This is a genomic window from Pseudomonas sp. PARCl1 (assembly GCF_947311875.1).
Classification (GTDB): domain Bacteria; phylum Pseudomonadota; class Gammaproteobacteria; order Pseudomonadales; family Pseudomonadaceae; genus Aquipseudomonas; species Aquipseudomonas juntendi.
Genome location: NZ_CAMZMX010000017.1, coordinates 62,156 through 81,040 on the forward strand (window position 1 = coordinate 62,156; position 18,885 = coordinate 81,040).

Here is an 18,885-nt window from a genome sequence, read left to right on the forward strand (position 1 = left end):
AAAAATTACTAGCCACCTGCCAGCCCAAGAAAATCAATAAGTTGACGCCAAAAAAATTCGCACGCATGGAGCACCACCTCAAAGGCGGCATCAGCCGTGACCATTGATGCCTCACTCCGCCTCCAGTGAAAATGGTCAACATACTCTAAAGTTGCCCGTCACGCGGCCGATCCCATTTTCACTCTCCGTTGTCAGCACGCGAAAGCCCGCGCCTGGCAGCCAGAACCCGAATAGAGCCGTGCAACAAAGGTTCGATACCTTCTGGAACCCTCCAAGAGCTGATCAGGCATGAATTTATACATAAACCAGACGAAGAACAGGCCGGCGCTGCGAGACGACATTTACCAGGGCGACATTTTTCTCGACACATCCCTGCGCAGTGCATACGACCTATGCGCCCTTGCCCGGACCTCTATCACTCAAGCGTTCGATGGAGAAACCGATCACCAATCGCTGCATAAAATGATGCCGGTGGAAAGCTTCGTTGACCGAGTAACCGCCCTCAAACGCCATTTCACCAATGGTGGAGAAGCCAAGGCGCTGATCCAGGCGTTCATTCTGGAAATCGGCGCCGATCCGGGCGAATACTTGTTCGATGTGCCACGCGTACGGGTAGTGCCACATTACGATTACCTGCATGCAGGCGTCAGTTATGCCTACAAACCCCACCGGGACACTTGGTACGGCAATGTCGACTGCCAGATCAATACCTGGATGCCGCTGTACTCGCTCAAGCCCGAGCAAACCATGATGATCAACCCTGCCTACTTCAACCGCCCGGTGAAAAACTCATCCGACGGCTGGAGCTTGGAGCACTGGATCACCGAACAACGCTTCAAAGCCAAGGAAAACATCACACAGGAAAACCGCGTTCACCCGGTTCCCTTGGAAGAAATTGATGACCGCTCGGAGCTGCGCATTGCCGGCAACAGCGGCGAGATGCTGATCTTCAGTGGCTCCCACTTGCATGGCACCGTAGCCAACACCACCGATCAAGTGCGTTTCAGTGTCGATTTCCGCCTGATTCACTTGCAAGATCTGATCAACAAGCGCGGCGCACCCAACGTAGACAATGGCTGCGTCGACGCCCACGCCGGTTTTAAAGACCTTTTCCACGCCAAAGATTTTTCCAGATTCCAGGGAGTCAACCCATGACAAAGCGCCGCCTGACTGCTGCGGAAGTTGAGTACAACGAAAAACGCGCCACCGTGCTGAGCAAGGTAGACGCGCAGTACGTTGCCGATGCACCGTTCGTGTTTGCCAACCGAATCACCGTGACAGCCGCGCTATCGCGCATGGAGCTGTTCAAGATGGTGCAGGACGTGCCAGGCGCAATCGTCGAATGCGGCGTTTACAAGGGCAACTCACTGATGCTCTACATGCACCTGTCGATGATTCTGGAACCGTATGCAATCAATCGCTCGATCATTGGTTTCGATACTTTCCAAGGATTTGCCAGCATCGACAAAGAGAATGATCCGACGGACATCAACGAAACGATGTTCTCCGACACCGATGACTCGATTCTTCAGGAAATGATCGACACCAATGACCTGGTGCGCCCGGTCAATCGCATTCCGCGCTGCGAGATCGTCAAAGGCGACATCCTCGAGACCGTACCTGCTTTCGTCAAGACCCGCCCCGACCTCGTGGTGGCGATGCTGATTCTTGACACCGACCTGTATGCTTCGACCAAAGTGGCCCTGGAAACCTTCCTGCCTTACATGCCAAAAGGTGCGATCGTAGTACTCGACGAAGTCGCCTACCGAAACTTCCCCGGCGAGACCGCCGCATTGCGCGACGTGTTGGATCTGAACAAAATCGAACTCAAGCGTCTCCCGTTCGATTCGACCGTGGGCTATTTCCGCGTCTGATACCGCAACAATCGTCCGATGCCTTGCAGTGGCATCGGACGATCTATCGGCACGATCTTACTCAGGCGCCCTTTCGAGGATCGCCGACCCCCAAGACAGCCCCACACCAAAGCCGCTGAGCGCCACGCGCCTGTGCTGCGAACCGAGCACGTGCTTTTCGAGCAGCAGTGGAATGCTTGACGACACCGTGTTGCCGGTTTCCACCATATCCTTGACGAACTTCTGCTTATATTCGCCTTCGACAAAGCGCGACGACACCGCGTCGACGATCGCGGCGCTCCCCTGATGCAAGCAGTACAGATCGATATCGTCAGCCTGCAACTTGCTGGCTTCGAGCAACTGCTGCAGGTGTGCAGGCACCTTGACCAAGGCGAAGTTGTAGACCTGGCGACCATTCATGAAGAACTTGCCGTCGGTGGTACGTAGGTGCTCGGCACCGGCACCGTCGCTGCCGAACAACGACCTGCCCAACTGCCAGGCGGCACCCTCACCCATCCAAGTGGCCGTGGCGGCATCACCGAACAACATGGTGGTATTGCGATCTTCGGGGTCGACGATTTTCGAATAGGGGTCGGCGGTGATCAACAAGCCGTTTCTCAGGCCTGCGGCCTCCATGAAGCCTTTCATCGCATAAAGGCCGTAGACGTAACCCGAGCAGCCCAGCGACATGTCAAAGGCGGCAACCGCTGTCGACAGGCCGAGCTTGTGCTGGACGATCGCCGCCGTATGCGGCAAACCTTCGGCATCACCGTTCTGAGTGACCACGATCACCACATCGATGGATGCCGGGTCCAGGGATGGATTGACAGCGAACAGGTTTTTCGCGGCCTCTACACAGAGGTCGGACGTTTCCTGGGCAGCATCCTTGCGTGGCAAAAAGGTCGAACCGATCTTGCCGAAGATAAAATCCTGGTCCTTGCCGAATTTCGCGCCCTGGGCGTAGTTGTCCACGCCTTCAGTCGGCACGTAACTGGCGATGCTTTTAATGCCAATCATATGGCGTCCCAATTCAATAACAGCGAAATACCCGCCACGGAACCAAACGGCAAAACGCCAGGCGATGCGGTGGTTTCCGATCCCTGACAATTTGTTCGGAGCGGCGCGGCGGTTCCCGGTTTCGACAATATACAGTGAAGATGCGCGTTCTGACTCTCAAGTCACGCTTTTTTTGTCGAATCGACAAACCGGTGCGGCAGCGCCCCCCCCCAAAAAAGCCATAACCGCCGCGAGGCGGTCATGGCTCGGCGTAGTTCCGCAACAGATGTCAGGCGATCAACGCCTGCCAGTCGACCCGGCCATCCAGATCAACGCTGAACAGATTGCCGTCCAGACTATGGTTTGCGTTATAGCAAGCGTCCTGAGCCAATGCGTGCGCCCAGCGCTCACGCATGTGCGGGCAGGCCATCGCATCGTCGCTCACCAGAGCATGCCGTACCGCCTGGGCCTGTGGTGTCCACACTATCAACAGGCCCGCCGCCACCGCTTGCAGGCACAGGTCGACGTGCGCGGCGCGCAGATTCGGTGACTGCTCTTCGAGCCCACCGACAGCGTGCAACAGTTCCGCACGTAGCATGATACAACCCGACACCGCCGAAACACCGTGTTCCACTTGAAGGCGCTGCATGTAACCAAGCGCATCCCTGGATTCACCGACGAACGCGGCACGTACACCCGCCTGCCCTGTCAGCACAAGCCCAGCCTCGACCACCCGCCCCTCGGGGTTCAGCAACTTGCCACCCACTACACCCACTTCCGGACGCTGGGCGTGATTGAGCATACCTTCCAGCCAGTTGGCGTTAAGCACCTCGAGCTCGCTGTCGAACAGCACCAGATACTCGCCCTGAGCCTGCTGAATGGCCAGATTGAGCATCGCAACAGGCGCCAGGGCCCGCTCGCTACGGACCACCCGCAACCGGTTCCCTGCTACCTGCAAGCTAGCCAGCCAATCGCACAGCTCGGGCGACTGGCTGGCATTGTCAGCAACGAGAATTTCATGCTGCTGATAGCGAGTGCGCTGCAACACGCTGAGTAGGCACGCTTGCAACGCTGTGAAGTTGTCCTGGCAGTGCACGATGATCGAAACCATCGGCCGCGCCTCATGCCGATAGTCAACGGCCAACGTTCCCGGACGGACCGACCCGACCGACACCGCATACCCCCGCTGGGCCACATGCTGTACCAGCACGGCACGCTCTTGATCGTGCCGGCTATTGTCAGGCGCAGCGCAGAGCAACAGTGGTTCCGCCAGGTGGGCAAGGCCCGCCATGCCTCCTTTGCCGATCAAGCGCAGTAACAGGTCGAACTCCAGCGCCTGCGGGTAACGTGCGTCGAACCCACCTGCCTCCAACCACAGGTCGCGACGCACCAGCCAGTGCCGTGCCATCAGTCCAGGCACGCTCTGCAGCAGATCCAAGTTGATGCCTGGACGCATGACATCGCTCAGCAAGCCGTTGGCCTGCTCCTGCAATTCGTCCATCGCCACGGCGCGCACCCCTTCGACGCCTAGCAACTCGAGCCCGGCACGCATCAGGCCGCCGGCAGTGAATTGATCACCACTTTCGGCCAGCATGATCCAGTCAGTGCTCAGTTGCCTGGCCGCCTCGTTCATGCGCTGGACATGGTCCTGCTCGGTAACCTTGATGAAATGCACAGTCTGCTGCGGCTTGGTCACCGACGGCAGCTCTCCGGCGGTCAACACAACCACCTTGAAGGCACGCGAGTGGCCGTTCATGAGACTGTCGAAGGTAGCCTGGAGCTTGACGATGTCGGCTTGCAGATCGAGCAAGAGAATGCCAAAGCTCGGACCGCCGTGATGCTTGTCCAGACGCTTGGCAGCCTGGCGTACCAACCCGTCGCCTGGCTCACGAGCCTTGAGCCAGTTAAGCAGACGCCCCGAAGACATACTGCTTAACAACATCTCGCTGTCGAAGCAAGGAAGCGACTCCAACCGGCACAACCAGTCACGTAACTGCTCCGCTTCGGCCTGGGTTTGGTCGTCCTGCTCCAGTTGCATCAACAGGCGTTCGACCACCGTCCGGTTGAACGGACTGATGACAAGCGCCTCCCAGAGGCGAGCTCGCAGGGCAGTGGCATCATCACTGGCACGCGCCTGGAGCAAGCGCCATTGCCTTTGCAGGATCGATTCCAGTTCGGTGAGCTGATGACGCCCGGCCGGCATGGCATGAATATGGAATTCGATCTCGGTCAGCAAGTCGAAGAACGCCTTGTTGTAGAACGGAAGTTCCACGAACTGCTGCTCGCCAAAGATTCGTTTAGGTTCGTACATCGGCCGCTGCCATTCGGAGCGAACAATTGGGCAAGCTTGTAGCGCACGCCCCGTCAGCAACCCGTCGGCCATGCTCTTGAAGCTTTCGAGGGCGATCTGCTTGACTGCAGCGGCGCCCCTGCTGCTCAGCTCGGTAGGAATCGATGCAAGAAACTCTGCAAAGGCTTCACGCCCCTGGCGTGACTTCTCGTCCTGCAAGGCAAGCACCGTGAGTACGTTGGTGCCATGCTCCGAACCGCCATAGTTGCCCTCTCGAACCGCAAAGGGAATCGGCAGAATTCGAGCCTTAGCATTGGCCAGCAGGTAGAAAGCGTGGCCGATTTCCTGCCATTCGAAGCTAGTGCCCAACGGCAGCAGCTCATACCACTGCTGCAACAGGTCAGTGCGAGTCACGGCGTAAAAAGGTGGGAGGAACTGGCCCATGAACTCCAGCAAGCGCTGCTCTGGATCTTGCGAACAGTAGTCTTCCTGCACCCGATTATCACGTTTGTAGTACTCGACCTGCGCGCCACCGGGTACATACATCATCCCGTAACCATGGCAAAGACCGTAATCGGGGTGCTGCTCAAGGAATTCCACTGAGCGGGTTATGCTGTCATGCAGCAGAAAGTCATCGACCGCAATGAAGAGCATGAACGGCGTGACGACCTGCTTGACCCCGAAAGCCAGCTTTTCCAACAATGCAGTGTAAGAAAACTGCGGTAGATGGCGGTAATCGACATCAGGGTAATCGCGAGCAATTTCATCGTCAGCCTTCAGCGATGAATCCAGCACCAGGATGCTGGCAGGGTAGTTGCGGTAGTAGCACAAGGCCCGGCGCAGAAAGTCTGGGCGATCGTGGGTAAGCAACACCAATGTGAGGCGATCCTTGAGCGATGCGTCGCCCCGGTGCTGTACATGTGCTTGCATATCTGTTTCTGCCTGTTGGTTGGTTCAGCGCACTCGGCGCAGGTAGCCATCACGCGCCACGGTGATCAGCAGCTTGTCGTGGATTTCGGCATCGATGACGAAGTCCTCGGTTTCCTTCAGGTAGGCCCACACGGCAGTGCGCGGGTTGTCGCCAACACCCCATGGCCGATCAGGGAAGGCATCGGCAGGCATGTCTTCGACCACCGTATCCATCACCACGCAGTAGCAGTCTTGCGACACCAACGGCGCATAGGCGCGCAGTTCGGCCAGCACGTGGTCGTGGGTGTGGTTGGAATCGAGCACGACGATGACCTTCTTGCCCTCGGCCAGCATCCACACCCGCTCGACAACGGCCGGATCGATGCTGGAGCCTTCGATCATGCTGATACGCTTGAACATTGGGTGACTTTCGATGGCTTCGCGGTTATGTGGGCGGATATCGCGATCGATGCCAAGGACCTCACCATGCCCCACCAACTCCATCATCGACGCGTAATAGATGATCGAGCCGCCATGAGCGATACCACATTCGATGATCAAGTCAGGCTTGAGCTTCCAGATCAGCTCCTGCATGGCAACCATGTCCTGGGGCAGTTGGATGATCGGGCGGCCCATCCAGCTGAAGTGGTAGGTGTATTTGTGCTTGGCCGATTCGTTGTAGAAGACCTGGGCCAGTTCGCCCAGCGCCGCATCGCTGCCTTGGGCACGGATCTCGGCCTGGCATTCTTCGGCAAATACCTGTAGTGGCGTTTTGTCGCTCATTTGCAGCCTCTTGAAAAGTGTTGGCCCGGCAGCGTCAGCGGTGCAAGGGCTCGATAGTGGATTGCAGCATGCGCTGCAAATGATCGGTCACCGCCCAGAACGCCATCGGCTCATGGGTTGGATAAGGGTAATAACCAAGATTCAGGCTCAGACTGGCACCTCGCTCACGCAGACGCTGTTCGACCAGACTGCGCACAGCAACCGGCTGACCACTGGCGCAATTGACCACCCCTGAGAATTCGCGACAGTGCAACACGCCAGCCAACTGGCGGGCAGCATCGGTAATCGGCTGAAAGTCGCGCAACTGCTCGCCACCGGACATGGCGAACGATGCCTCGCCGCTATCAATGGCTCGATCGAGCCCTGCCAGCAGGCTGTTGGGGTTCTGCCCCTGGCCGTACAGGTAAAACAGTCGCGCCCATTGCAGAGTGAATGGCTGATGCAACTGCAATGCCTGAAGGAACTGGTGCAGGCTGTGCTTGGCCAAGCCATAGGGGTTGGTCGGGCGCGCCGGACACTGTTCGTCCAGCGGGCCGCTCTGCATCCCGTACTCGAAGCAGGTGCCGGTGACCAGCACCTGTCGTACACCAGCCTCGACCGCGTGCTTGATGAAGCGGTAGTCGGCCATCAGGTTCTGCTCCAGATGGAACAGCGCCTGGTAGTTGGGCAGCCCCGGCCAGGCCAGGTGTGCAAGGGCGTCGATACCATCAACCCAACTGGCCACCGCTGCGGCGTCGGCCAACTGCAGGTCACCGGCAACGAACTCCACTTTGTCGAACCACGCCATGCCCCGTGCGCGCTCGACGTCACGCGCCAAGGCGCGCACGCGACAACCGCGGGCCAGCAGTTCGGCCACCAGATGGCGGCCAACGAAACCGGTGGCGCCGGTTACCAGTACATGCAACGCGGTCATAGCACGGTCAACTCGGGGACGGCGATGACGAACTGCCCGCCCCACTCGCGGATGCCAGCCTGTTGCTCGCTGACTTCATGCAGCAGATTCCACGGTAGCACCAGCACATAGTCTGGCTGTTCCTCGGCCAGGCGCTCGGGCGCCATTATCGGAATGCGGCTACCAGGCAGGAACTTGCCCTGCTTGTGTGGGCTGGCATCGGCCACCCAGGCCAACAGGTCAGCCTTGACCCCGGCGTAGTTGAGCAAGGTGTTGCCCTTGGCGGCAGCACCGTAACCGACCACACGCTTGCCGGCAGCCTTGGCGTCGAGCAGGAAACGCAGCAGTTGCAGCTTGATACGCTCGGCGGCAGGCGCCAAGGTGCCGTAGAAGCCAGCGCTACGCACGCCCACGTCGTTTTCCAGCGCCAGCAGGTCGGCGACGGCCAGCTCCACCGTACGGCGCTGACCATCAGTGCGTTGCACGAACACCCGCAGTGAACCACCGTGGGTCGGCAGTTCCTGCACGTCGAATATTTCCAGGCCGTTGCGCTGGCAGAGGATCTGCACCGCCGTCAGTGACAAATAGGAATAGTGCTCGTGATAAAGCGTGTCGAACTGGTGCTCAGCGATCAGCGACAGCAAGTGCGGGAATTCGAACGTGGCCGCGCCGGCCGGCTTGAGCAAGGTGGCGAAACCACCGAGGAAATCATTGATGTCCGGCACATGGGCGAGCACGTTGTTGGCCGCCATCAGGTCGGCACTCCAGCCTTCGGCCACCAGTTGCGTGGCCACGTCGCGACCGAAGAACACTTCGCGGATCTCCAGCCCTTTGGCACGCGCGGCATCGGCAGTGCTGCGGGTCGGCTCGACCCCCAGGCAGGGAATACCGCGCCGGGCGACGTACTGCAACAAGTAGCCATCGTTGGCAGCGATCTCCACCACACGGCTGTCGGCGCTCAGCGCGAAGCGCTCGGCCATGCTCGCCACATAGGCTTCGGCATGGCCCAGCCAGGAACTGGAATAGGAACTGAAGTAGGCATAGTCCGCATCGAACAGCTGCTCGGCGCGGGTATAATCTTCGGTCTGTACCAGCCAGCATTGCTCGCACACTGAAACCCTCAACGGTACCCACTGTTCAGCCCCGGCCAGTTGCTCGGCACGTAGGTAGGCGTTGGAAGGCGGCGCTGTGCCCAGATCGATCAACGGCAGGTGCAGGGCGCTGCCACAACCACGGCAATTCATACGGTCACTCCAGTAAAGCGGCTGTCCAGCCAAGGATGCATTTCATCCCGGGCCGAGAGGTTGATCACGGGCAACGGCCAGGCGATGGCCAGGCGCGGGTCAAGCACCGACAGACCACCCTCGTGTTCCGGGGCATAGTCGGCGCTGTGCAGGTAAAGCAGCTCGGCATCGTCGCTCAGCGCCTGGAAACCGTGGGCGAAACCGGCCGGTACCAGCAAGCTGTTGCCCTCACCGGCCTTGAGGTGCTCGGCATGCCATTGCAGGAAGGTCGGCGAATCGGCACGCAGGTCAACCACCACGTCCCACACTTCACCCTGCAGGCAGGTGATGTACTTGCTCTCCGGCTGCGGCCCGACCTGATAATGCAAACCGCGCACGCTACCGCGCCCGCGAGTCAGCGAGCGGTTGATCTGGCGGATGTGAAACGGCGCGCCGAAACGCTCCAGACTTCCTTCGCAGTAAAGCCGCGAGAATGCACCACGGGCATCCTCATGGCGGCGATGTTCGACGCGGGCGAGGCCCTGCAATGGCAAGGGGTGCAAGGTGTACTCGCTCACAGCGACTCCTGATACAAGCTCAACTGGGTCAGACAGACTGCACGCATGTCCATGCCCTTACGCCAGGCCAGGTGCCAGCCCAGGGTTCGCTCCAGGCATTCGTTGAGCGTCCAGCGTGGGCGCCAGCCAAGCAGCTGGCGGGCCCGAGAGCTGTCCAGGCGTAGCAGCCCGGCTTCGTGCAGGTCGCTCTTCTCGACGTTGACCCCTGGGGCCTGAGGCCACTGCCTAGCCAGCAATTGGACCACCTCACCGACGCTGCGCATGTCGTCGTCATCCGGTCCGAAGTTCCATGCACCGGCATAGCGCTGGCCCTGCTCGTATAGGCTGGCGGCCAGCAGCAGGTATCCGGCCAGCGGCTCCAGGGCATGCTGCCAAGGGCGCACCGCCTGGGGAAAACGCAGCGTCACCGGCTCGTCAGCAGACCACGCCTTGAGCACGTCGGGGATCAGCCGTTCGGGCGAGAAGTCTCCTCCGCCCAGCACATTGCCGGCGCGTGCGGTAGCCAGGCTCAGGCCATGCTCGGCGTACCGCTCGGCCGGGAAGAATGACGCCGCGTAGGACTGCGCAAGAATCTCGCAGCAAGCCTTGCTGCTGCTGTACGGATCATGGCCGCCGAGCGCTTCGTTCTCGCGGTAGGACCAGACCCACTCCTGGTTGGCGTAGACCTTGTCGGTGGTGACCACCACGCAGGCGCGCACGCCGCCTACCTGCCGCACGGCCTCTAGCAGATTGAGGGTCCCCATGACATTGCTCGAATAGGTGCCCAACGGGTCGCGGTACCCTTCACGTACCAGCGGCTGGGCTGCCAGGTGCAAGACAATTTCCGGCTGCACTTCGGCGACCAGTTCCAGCAGAACGCCGAGATCACGCACATCACCACGGCGATCATCGATGCCCTCGCCAACCCGTGCCAGATCGAACAGGTTCGGCTCGGTCGATGAGTCGAGGGCGAAACCGGTGACCTGAGCGCCCAGGCTCTGCAGCCAGAGCACCAGCCAACTGCCCTTGAAACCAGTGTGACCAGTGACCAGGACGCGCTTGCCGGCCCAGAACGCGGGACTCAGACCCACTGCTTCCATGGTGCCTCCCCGCTGCTCCACAACTGCTCGAGGTGGTTCTTGTCGCGCAAGGTATCCATCGGGTGCCAGAAGCCGTCGTGCTCGAACGACATCAGCTGGCCTTGCTGGGCCAGGGTGGCCAACGGTTCGGCCTCCCACGGCATCGCATCACCGACAATATAGGGGATGACCTTGGGAGAGAGCACGAAGAAACCGCCATTGATCCAACCTCCATCACCGCGCGGTTTCTCGCTGAAACCTCGCACCCGGTCGCCCTCGCGCTCCAGTGCTCCGTATCGACCTGGTGGCTGTACCGCTGTGACAGTGGCCAGTTTGCCGTGACCGAGATGGAAGTCGACCAACGCACCGATGTTCAGATCAGAGACGCCATCACCGTAGGTGAAGCAAAACGACTCCTCGTCTTCCAGATATCTGGCAACACGACGCAAGCGGCCACCGGTCATGGTATCGTCACCAGTGTCCACCAACGTCACACGCCATGGCTCGCTGTAGTTCTGGTGCACATCCATACGGTTGGCACGCATGTCGAATGTGACGTCGGAGGTATGCAGGAAGTAGTTGGCGAAGAAGTCCTTGATCGCGTAGCCCTTGTAGCCGAGGCAGATCACGAAGTCGTGGATGCCGTGCGCCGAGTACTGCTTCATGATGTGCCAAAGAATTGGCTTGCCACCGATCTCGATCATCGGTTTGGGCTTGAGGTGTGACTCTTCGCTGATACGCGTGCCGAGCCCACCCGCCAGAATGACTGCCTTCATCGATTTCCTCATGTGCTTCGCGCCCCAGGACCGCCAGGGTGAAGGATTTATGGCGATATCGATGGGTATTTGCAGGAAATGCGCCAACCCGCTTGAAGGGCCAACAGTTTTTTGATCCGATGCGGTAGACAGCACAGGCCCTTCCCGCAACGACACACTGGCGGGTTAACAGAGCAGCAAACCGAAAGGGCCACAAGGCAGCCTTATCACAATACGCAGAGCGCTACCACGGTGGCCGGAGAGCCGTATCAATCCGCCAACCAGCCCCACTCCCAATGGCGCAGGTTGTCATCGCGCAAAACGAAATCACGCATCACCGCCTCGCGCAACTCATCGCCCATGCGATAACTGGCGGCCGGGTCTGCGAGGTGCGAGCGAATCGCTTCGACCCATTCCTTGGTGCTGTTGCCATACACCCGCGTGCAAGGCAAATAACCGCGGTACGCCTCGGTATCGGTACAGATGACCGGGTAACCACAGGCGCCGTATTCCAGCAAGCGCAGGTTGCTCTTGCAGTCGTTAAAGATATGGAACTCCAGCGGGGCCAGGGCCAGGTCCAGATTCAGGCTGGCAAGCTTGGCCGGATAGTCGGCCAAGGCTACTGGCGGATGAAACTCATGCACGTACGGGCGAAGCTCATCTGGGCACATGCCGAAGAACACCCAATGAACCTCATCCGCCAAAAGCTGAACGGTTTCGGCAATGATTTCCAGGTCACCCGAATGGCTGGTGCCGCCACCCCAACCAACACGTGGTTTCGAGGCCGTTGCCCTCTCGCACTTGAAAGCGTCCCAGACCTGCGGGTCGAGCATGTTCGGGACTACACGGAAATCACTGTGCATCGAGCCCAGCGCATCTGCCAGCGCCTGGGTGGTAACGACGACACGATCACACAATCCGATTGCGCGGCGCAGGTGCTGCTCGATGTCTGCCGGTTTGTTACGGGCATGCTTGTTCTTCTTCGGCGCCTTGAGCACATAGTCGTCAATCTCGTAGATACGCCGCGCACTGGAAAACCTGGCCAGCCGTTCAAGGTCGCTAACCGAGTTTTCGTTATGCCGCAACTGCACCACGATGATATCGGGATTCATGCGGGCGAGCTGGACGGTATCCGGGGACTCGTACGAAACCCGTCCGACAATACGCCCGCCAGCCTCCAGCCGGGCGAACGGTTCGGTGACCCTATACGCGCCAACTGCCGAGGCGTTCACAGGTAAAGCGAGCACCGAAGGCAGCGTCCGCGCACAGAATGGGTCCCAACTGCCTTGCTGGCTGGCATCCAGGTCGAAATTGACACGCCCCAGCCCCAGGTTAGGGTTATATGCGGGATCGCGCACGACCAACGAACGCCAACGCTCGAAAAAGACCGACTGCTGCTCGAGCGTCGCGTTTGCATGAGGCTCTCCAGAGGCTGCTCCAATCGCATACAGACACGCATAGGGCGTCCAGACGACCAGATAACCCAGGCTTCTCGCGCGCAGGCACAGATCGACTTCACTCAACCCCGCGGAGAACTGGGTGAGATCCAGACCATCTAACGCGTCGAAAACTGACTTGCGCACAATCAGACAGTCACCTGCCACCGCACTCCAGTTCTGAGTGACCTGCAGACGTTGCAAATAGCCTCGACTTTGCCCTTCTTCACCCGCACATACCAGCCCTACGCCGCCACTGCCGCCCAGAACCAAGCCTGCGTGAACGACCCTGTCATGCACGTCCACCACTTTGGCGCCGACGATTGCCACCTCTGGACGCTGGGCATGGTTGAGCAACTCTCCTAGCCATTGGCCCTCGCGGACTTGCAGCCCTGATGAAAACATCAGCAGGTAATCACCGCGCGCTGTCGTAGCGGCTTCGTTGATCATCCGCCCGACATCGGCAGCCCCATTCAAACGCAATACCCGAAGCATCGCGCCGCCCACCTCGGCCATTGCCTGAAGCCAGTTGCCTGCAGCGGGCTCGATATCATCAGCCGCGACCAGTACCAATTCATAGCGCGAATACGTGGTCTGCTCCAGCACCGACATGACGCAGCGCTGAAGTATCTGCAACGGCTGGTTACAGGGCAGCACAAGCGTGACGAGCGGCTGCTCGGTGTGCAGATAGTCGACTCGGTTAAGTACAGGCACTTCATCGTGACGTATCTGGTGAGCGACACCCAGACGACTCAAGTGCTCGTGAACCACGCGCTCGCTCTGGGCAATCACCGAATCTTGCGACAGCCACTTCGCATATCCGAGGGTAGAATGCACCTGAATCTCGGCAATATGCTCGACTGTCTGAGGGCCCTTGGTCTCCACCAACCGCCAGAGCAGATCATGCGCCGCCAGGTCTGCAAAACGCGGATCTAGGCCGCCCAGAGTAGCGAACGCTGCTCGATCGAAGGCTAACGTTCGCCCGACGTACGGATAGCTACGCATCAGGTCGATGTTGAAAGCAGGTTTGAAAATCGGCTCGCAGAGCGCGCCATCCGCCCACGTATCTTCATCGCTGTAGATACAGCCCAACCCCGGCATGACAGCGATGCGCTCCGCCAGCAACAGCAACGCGGCGTCGACAAGCCTGTCACCCGCATGCAACAGGTAGACCCAATCGCTTTCAGGCAAAGCGGCTAGGACTCGATTGATCTGACCGACCCAGTCCCCCTCCAGCGCATGCTGGGCAACCCCCGACCAAACACAGCCTTTGACATCAGACAACACAACGCAATCCTGGGCTGCGTAGCACTGCGCCTGAACGCTGTACACAGTCTGACTTAGCTCATCCAGGCTACCGGCCAGATCCAGTATCACTACGGCAACTCGGGGTTTGCGGGGCCAAGACTCGAAGGTACGGGGCAGCCGCTTGAGCTGCGCAGCACTCAGCTGACGCTCATCCACCCAAGCCTGGTAAAGCTCGGCGTAACTTTCACTGTCACTACCAATACGGCAACGCATGGTCTGCTGCCAGTTGCCCAACAGCAACACCAGATTCATCTCGCGCCATTGGCCCGGCATGAGCGAGGTGTCCGATAGCGCCCGATAACGTACCCACCCTTGCGCCGGGGCTTGCTCGCCACCACGCTGCTCCAGCATCTGACGCAGCCAGCCCCATTCGAGTACGAGCGATGCCCTCACCGCCGACTGCTTGCTCAAGCGTTCGGAATGCAGGCGTTCAACCACCAGGACGTCGCCGACCAGCATCAGTTGCCCGGTGCGCATCAGACAGCAGAAGAGAGCCATATCCAGCACTGCCACAAATCCCTGCTCATCCTGTGTCAATGCGCACAGGAAGCTCAAGGCCTGCTCACGCCGCATCATCGCTGAGGAAAAGTTACCGAGGAAATTGGCCGGGTTATCGCTCAGGATCGACAGTATGTCATTGCCATTGAACAGGCTGTCGGTGTCAACGAACCGGGCATTGGCCAAGCGCATCGGCAGTACATAGCTGTTCTCGTCGACGAACATGCGCTGAGCGAGAACCAGGCTGACCTCGCTATCATCTGCCAGACACTTTGCCTGGCGCGCCACGCATAGCGGCATCAGCCGGTCATCGTCACACAACACCTTGACCAGCTCGCCCGATGCCATCTGCACAGCTTGGATCAGATTGCCGACAAACCCAAGGCGGCGCTCGTTACAAACATAACGCACCGTCCTGCCGCTCTGCTCTTCAACGCAACGCACGATCGTTTCGATCTCATCCCCTTCACTGTCATCACAGACCAGGACCTCGAGGTTCTCGTAGGATTGCCCCACCGCGCTCTGCAACGCCACGGCGAAAAAGCGCGCGCTGTAAGCAGGAATGACGATGCTGACGAGGGGTTGTTCGTTCACGTTAGAGCCTTGAGAAAAGGGGCTGCGTCAGAGCGGGCACACTGACACAGCGAAGTTGAAACAGGAGGGGAAGATCAGATGTAATTGACCAGCGAAAGCCCGGCGACTTTCGCATACGCTTGCAGTGAAGCTTGCAGCATGTTGGTCTGCATCTGCAGGCGTAGCATCACTTCTGCCGGGTCGCTTTCACGGATCGAGCTCTGCGTCTTAGTGTTCTCGGTACTCAGCGCCTCGTTGGTCTCCGACTGAACGTCCAGTGCCTGTCCACGACCACCGATGGCGCTGACGGACGACGAAACCTGATTGATAGCGCTGGTAATGTTACCCACGGCCGAATCCAGCGAAGCCAGGAAGTTCTGTCGAGCAACCGGATCATTGTCCATCGACGTGGTCAATGCGGTACGCAGCTTGCTGATGGTGTCCAGCGGGTTCTGGGTCTGGTGGGTATCGACCTTGACCGCAAACGAATCGCCCGCACTTGGCGCGCCCGACAGTTCGAAACTGACGCCAGCCGCTGTCGCGGTAGTGCCACTCGCCCCGCCAAGCGCCCCAGACGCTACAGGGCGGCTATTGGCAGTGACCGGAGTTGCATACAGCTCGAACGTCGAGCTGCTGGTAAACTTGAGCACTGCCCCCCCTGACGGGAATGCTGCCTTGTAGGCGTCCTGGTCGGTGATGGTCGCGCCAGTAACCTGCTCGGACGAGGCGTTGCCCAGGCTGCGGGTGCCGGACACCTCATCGGCTTTGGAGCTCAAGTTGAACGTATGCCCCGCAATAGCGGCATCTTCGTTGCCCTTGTCGCCGTCCTTGAAGTTAATATCCAGGCGCAGATCGACACCGCGGAAGCTGATGCTGGCGTTATCGCCATTGGGGTCGAACTTACCGCCCTGACTAGCCTCGAGAGTAACGTCATTACCCGCGGCATCGGTGATCTTGTATTCAGTGCTACTGGTGAACTCGATCGTATACGGCTCTCCACTACGGAACCGGTCATTGTAAGTCGAGCTACCGGAAACTTGGCCATTGGACAGGTTGACACGGCCATCATTGGTTGCCGGCGCAGTCATCTGCGTCTGGGTACGGCTGGTATTGAGCGCCTGTTCGAAAGCATCGTAGCCGGTCTCGTTGGCAGCCAGGCTGAGCATGTCGCCCACTTGCAGGTTCAGCTTTCCTTGATCGCCCTGGTAGCTATAGGTGCCATCGGCGTTACGCACGTACGGCGGCGTATCACCCTTGGAACCCGAGAAGATGTACTTGCCGTTCTCGTCCCGACTGTTCATCAAGTTGAACAGCTGATCCTCCAGCGAAGCCAGCTCATCAGCATTGGCCTTGCGATCAGCATCGGTGAACGCGCCGTTACCAGAGCCAATAGCCAGTTCGTTGACCCGCTGCAAGATATTGCCAATCGAGGTCAGCGTGCTTTCCGCAGTCCCCAGCGCATTACGCACATTGACGGTATTGGTGGCGTACTGCTTGAGCATATTCTGCTGCTGCTCCAACTGCAGCAACCGCGCCGCCCCCACCGGGTCATCCTTGGCCGAACGCACGCGAATGCCATCGCTGGCCTCCTGCTGAGTCTTCACCGTCTTGGCAAAGTTGCTCTGATAGTTGGCACTATTGGTGTTGTAGAACTGCGAAGTAGAGATGCGTACGCTCACGATCTACGGCTCCTTAAAGACTGTTGATCAGGGTGGCGAAGGTTTCCTGGGCCGCCTTGATGATCTGCGACGACGCGGTGTAGTACTGCTGGAACTTGATCAGGTTGCCGGTCTCTTCGTCGATCGACACGCCCGACAGACCGTTGCGGCTGTCCAGCGCGGAAGTGTGCAAGGCGCTGGTGGCATCGCTGTCCATCTGTGCCTGCCCGACCTTGCCGCCGACACTGGACACCAGCTTGGCGTAGGCATCGGTGAAGCTGATGCCCTTGCCGTTGGCACCTACCTCGACCGTGGACTTGGTCTGCAGGTCTATCACCGACTGGCTGTTGCGGTTGTCCGCCGAACCTGCGCCGGTCAGCGCCACGGTGTAGCTGTCGCCGTTCTGCGGGGCACCGGAGACGCTCATCTCGAAGGTGAAGCTGCTGCCCAGCGAGTTGCCGTTGCCATCGACCATCGGCACCGACAACTGCAGTTTGTTCTCCTGGCCTGGCACGATGGTGCCGCTGCCGATCTCGGTGCCCTTGGCGTCATACATCTTGTAGGCCTGGGGCGAGGTGCTGTTGTCACCAAATACGAGCTTGACCGGGGTCGAGTACTTCAGGCCGGTCTGCAACTGCGCACGCTGGGCTGCATCGTAGATGTCCATCTCGGATGTCAGCGTCGGCTGGGTAATTACGCCAGTGCCCTTGTTGCCAGAGCCGCTGGTGGCGGTCAGTGGCGCGGCCAGCGCCAGGCGCTTGGGATCGGTCAGCACGGTATCGATGCCGGCCGCGGCATTGCGGGTGGGGGTGATCTTGAAGCTGTCACCCGCGTTCAGGCCGCCGCCATTGAGCGCCAGGCTGAAGCCGTCAATGACCGGAGCTGGGTCGTCGTCGAGGTTATAGCTGCCCATATCGGTACCATCGGGCAACTTGCGCACGGTGTACTGCTTGTCGCTGGTGAAGGTCACCTGGTAATCGCTGGTGGTCAGCTTGCCGGTGTCCTTGATGGTCACATCGAGGTTGCCGGAGCCGGCGCTGTTGCCCTGCTTGGCGATACTGCGCTGGCTGATGGCCGCGGCGCTGTTGATATCACCGAATAGGGTGGCACCGAAGTCACCATTCTTGTCGATACCCTGGGCCAGCTGGCCGTTGATCGCATCCGCCACCACCAAGGCCACGCGGCCCAACTCGTTGAGCGCGGGGTCGAGGGTTTCCTTGCGGTAGCGAATCAAACCAGCGAGTTCGCCACCGGTGGTGCTGCTGGTGATGTCCATCTTGGTCGAACCGCGGTTGAGGATCAGGCTCATGCGGGTCGGGTCGGTCGCGCTTGGCTCCACGCCCAAGGTCTGGGTGGTCTTGCCCAACACCAGGGCCTGGCCATTCTTCAGGTAGATGTCGTAGTTGCCATCGCGCTCTACCACATCGGCGCCGATCAACTTGCTCAGTTCACGTACCGCACCATCGCGCTGGTCGAGCAGGTCGTTGGGCTGGCCGGAGATGGAGCTGACGCGGGAAATCTGGTCATTGAGCTCAGCGATGCTCTTGGTCAGGTTGTTCACCTGATCGGCGAGCGACGCCATGTTGGCGTTGATGTCGCTGTTCTGCTGGTTGAGCTGTGCCGACAAAGTATTGAAGCGCTTGGCCAGGGACTGCGCGCTGGTTAGCAGCAGTTGGCGCGAGGCGTCCTCGGTGGGCTTGGCCGCGGCATCCTGCATGGAACTGAAGAAGCTTTGCAACGCTGCGGTAATGCCGGTGTCGCTGCCCGACAGGGCGGTGTCCAGCGGCGTGATCTGGTTCAGGTATGCGCTGGCGTCGCTGGAGAGCGAGGTGGTAGTGCGCAACTGGTTTTCCAGAAATGCGTTGTACACCCGGCGCACATCGGCCAGCGTCGTCCCGCTGCCGATAAAGACCTGGCCGACCTGCTGACCGCCCTTGCTCTTCTGTACGTTCTGCTGGCGCGAGTAGCTCTCGACGTCGGCATTGGCAATGTTGTTACCGAGGGTATACATCCCCGACTGCGCGGCACCCAGCCCCGACATACCAATGTTGATCAGACTCGCCATGGTTTCCTAC

13 protein-coding genes are annotated in these 18,885 nt (G+C 59.6%); 2 read left to right on the forward strand and 11 right to left on the reverse strand.

Features of this window, described 5'->3' with window-relative positions; genetic code table 11:
* The first annotated feature begins 288 nt into the window (after nucleotides 1-288).
* Nucleotides 289-1,155, forward strand: a complete 867-nt coding sequence (locus QME24_RS11980) for a hypothetical protein (RefSeq protein ID WP_280091461.1) — start codon at nucleotides 289-291, stop codon at nucleotides 1,153-1,155.
* A complete protein-coding gene (locus QME24_RS11985) occupies nucleotides 1,152-1,874 on the forward strand; it encodes a TylF/MycF/NovP-related O-methyltransferase (protein WP_280091462.1) in 723 nt (240 codons plus the stop codon). Before QME24_RS11980 ends, QME24_RS11985 begins: the two co-directional genes overlap by 4 nt.
* A gap of 57 nt (nucleotides 1,875-1,931) precedes the next feature.
* Here the strand turns inward: QME24_RS11985 and QME24_RS11990 are convergent, their stop codons facing one another.
* The 11 genes from QME24_RS11990 to flgK all read right to left on the reverse strand — a co-directional run bounded on the left by QME24_RS11990 (nucleotide 1,932) and on the right by flgK (nucleotide 18,875).
* Nucleotides 1,932-2,870, reverse strand: coding sequence for a ketoacyl-ACP synthase III (locus tag QME24_RS11990; RefSeq protein ID WP_280091475.1), 939 nt, complete (start codon nucleotides 2,868-2,870; stop codon nucleotides 1,932-1,934).
* Nucleotides 2,871-3,138: 268 nt separating this feature from the next.
* Nucleotides 3,139-6,069: a TIGR00180 family glycosyltransferase gene (locus QME24_RS11995; RefSeq protein ID WP_280091463.1), complete on the reverse strand. Its 2,931-nt coding sequence runs from the start codon at nucleotides 6,067-6,069 to the stop codon at nucleotides 3,139-3,141.
* Between the two features lie 24 nt (nucleotides 6,070-6,093).
* Nucleotides 6,094-6,831: a cephalosporin hydroxylase family protein gene (locus QME24_RS12000; protein WP_280091464.1), complete on the reverse strand. Its 738-nt coding sequence runs from the start codon at nucleotides 6,829-6,831 to the stop codon at nucleotides 6,094-6,096.
* A 34-nt stretch (nucleotides 6,832-6,865) separates the two neighbouring features.
* The gene (locus tag QME24_RS12005) at nucleotides 6,866-7,744 is read right to left on the reverse strand and encodes an NAD(P)-dependent oxidoreductase (RefSeq protein WP_280091465.1); all 879 of its coding nucleotides are present in this window, start codon (nucleotides 7,742-7,744) and stop codon (nucleotides 6,866-6,868) included.
* Complete coding sequence (locus QME24_RS12010) at nucleotides 7,741-8,967, reverse strand: class I SAM-dependent methyltransferase (protein ID WP_280091466.1); 1,227 nt, start codon at nucleotides 8,965-8,967, stop codon at nucleotides 7,741-7,743. Before QME24_RS12010 ends, QME24_RS12005 begins: the two co-directional genes overlap by 4 nt.
* Nucleotides 8,964-9,524 (reverse strand): dTDP-4-dehydrorhamnose 3,5-epimerase family protein, encoded by a 561-nt coding sequence (locus QME24_RS12015; protein ID WP_280091467.1) that lies wholly within the window; start codon nucleotides 9,522-9,524, stop codon nucleotides 8,964-8,966. The genes QME24_RS12010 and QME24_RS12015 overlap by 4 nt, the downstream gene beginning before the upstream one ends.
* Nucleotides 9,521-10,603, reverse strand: coding sequence for a CDP-glucose 4,6-dehydratase (gene rfbG, locus QME24_RS12020; RefSeq protein ID WP_280091468.1), 1,083 nt, complete (start codon nucleotides 10,601-10,603; stop codon nucleotides 9,521-9,523). The genes QME24_RS12015 and rfbG overlap by 4 nt, the downstream gene beginning before the upstream one ends.
* On the reverse strand, nucleotides 10,585-11,358 hold the full coding sequence (gene rfbF / locus QME24_RS12025; protein ID WP_280091469.1) for a glucose-1-phosphate cytidylyltransferase: 774 nt from the start codon (nucleotides 11,356-11,358) through the stop codon (nucleotides 10,585-10,587). Before rfbF ends, rfbG begins: the two co-directional genes overlap by 19 nt.
* Nucleotides 11,359-11,606: 248 nt before the next feature.
* The gene (locus tag QME24_RS12030; RefSeq protein ID WP_280091470.1) at nucleotides 11,607-15,173 is read right to left on the reverse strand and encodes a glycosyltransferase; all 3,567 of its coding nucleotides are present in this window, start codon (nucleotides 15,171-15,173) and stop codon (nucleotides 11,607-11,609) included.
* Between the two features lie 74 nt (nucleotides 15,174-15,247).
* Nucleotides 15,248-16,831: a flagellar hook-associated protein 3 gene (locus QME24_RS12035; RefSeq protein WP_280091471.1), complete on the reverse strand. Its 1,584-nt coding sequence runs from the start codon at nucleotides 16,829-16,831 to the stop codon at nucleotides 15,248-15,250.
* 13 nt (nucleotides 16,832-16,844) lie between these two features.
* Nucleotides 16,845-18,875, reverse strand: a complete 2,031-nt coding sequence (flgK, locus tag QME24_RS12040) for a flagellar hook-associated protein FlgK (protein WP_280091472.1) — start codon at nucleotides 18,873-18,875, stop codon at nucleotides 16,845-16,847.
* Nucleotides 18,876-18,885 lie beyond the last annotated feature (10 nt).

Excerpts from the sequence above, each read along its gene's own strand:
- QME24_RS11980 (WP_280091461.1), top strand. The coding sequence starts at position 289 with ATGAATTTATACATAAACCAGACGAAGAACAGGCCGGCGCTGCGAGAC.
- flgK (WP_280091472.1), bottom strand. The coding sequence starts at position 18,875 with ATGGCGAGTCTGATCAACATTGGTATGTCGGGGCTGGGTGCCGCGCAG.
- QME24_RS12010 (WP_280091466.1), bottom strand. The coding sequence starts at position 8,967 with ATGAATTGCCGTGGTTGTGGCAGCGCCCTGCACCTGCCGTTGATCGAT.
- rfbG (WP_280091468.1), bottom strand. The coding sequence starts at position 10,603 with ATGGAAGCAGTGGGTCTGAGTCCCGCGTTCTGGGCCGGCAAGCGCGTC.
- QME24_RS12000 (WP_280091464.1), bottom strand. The coding sequence starts at position 6,831 with ATGAGCGACAAAACGCCACTACAGGTATTTGCCGAAGAATGCCAGGCC.
- rfbF (WP_280091469.1), bottom strand. The coding sequence starts at position 11,358 with ATGAAGGCAGTCATTCTGGCGGGTGGGCTCGGCACGCGTATCAGCGAA.
- QME24_RS12005 (WP_280091465.1), bottom strand. The coding sequence starts at position 7,744 with ATGACCGCGTTGCATGTACTGGTAACCGGCGCCACCGGTTTCGTTGGC.
- QME24_RS11990 (WP_280091475.1), bottom strand. The coding sequence starts at position 2,870 with ATGATTGGCATTAAAAGCATCGCCAGTTACGTGCCGACTGAAGGCGTG.
- QME24_RS11995 (WP_280091463.1), bottom strand. The coding sequence starts at position 6,069 with ATGCAAGCACATGTACAGCACCGGGGCGACGCATCGCTCAAGGATCGC.
- QME24_RS11985 (WP_280091462.1), top strand. The coding sequence starts at position 1,152 with ATGACAAAGCGCCGCCTGACTGCTGCGGAAGTTGAGTACAACGAAAAA.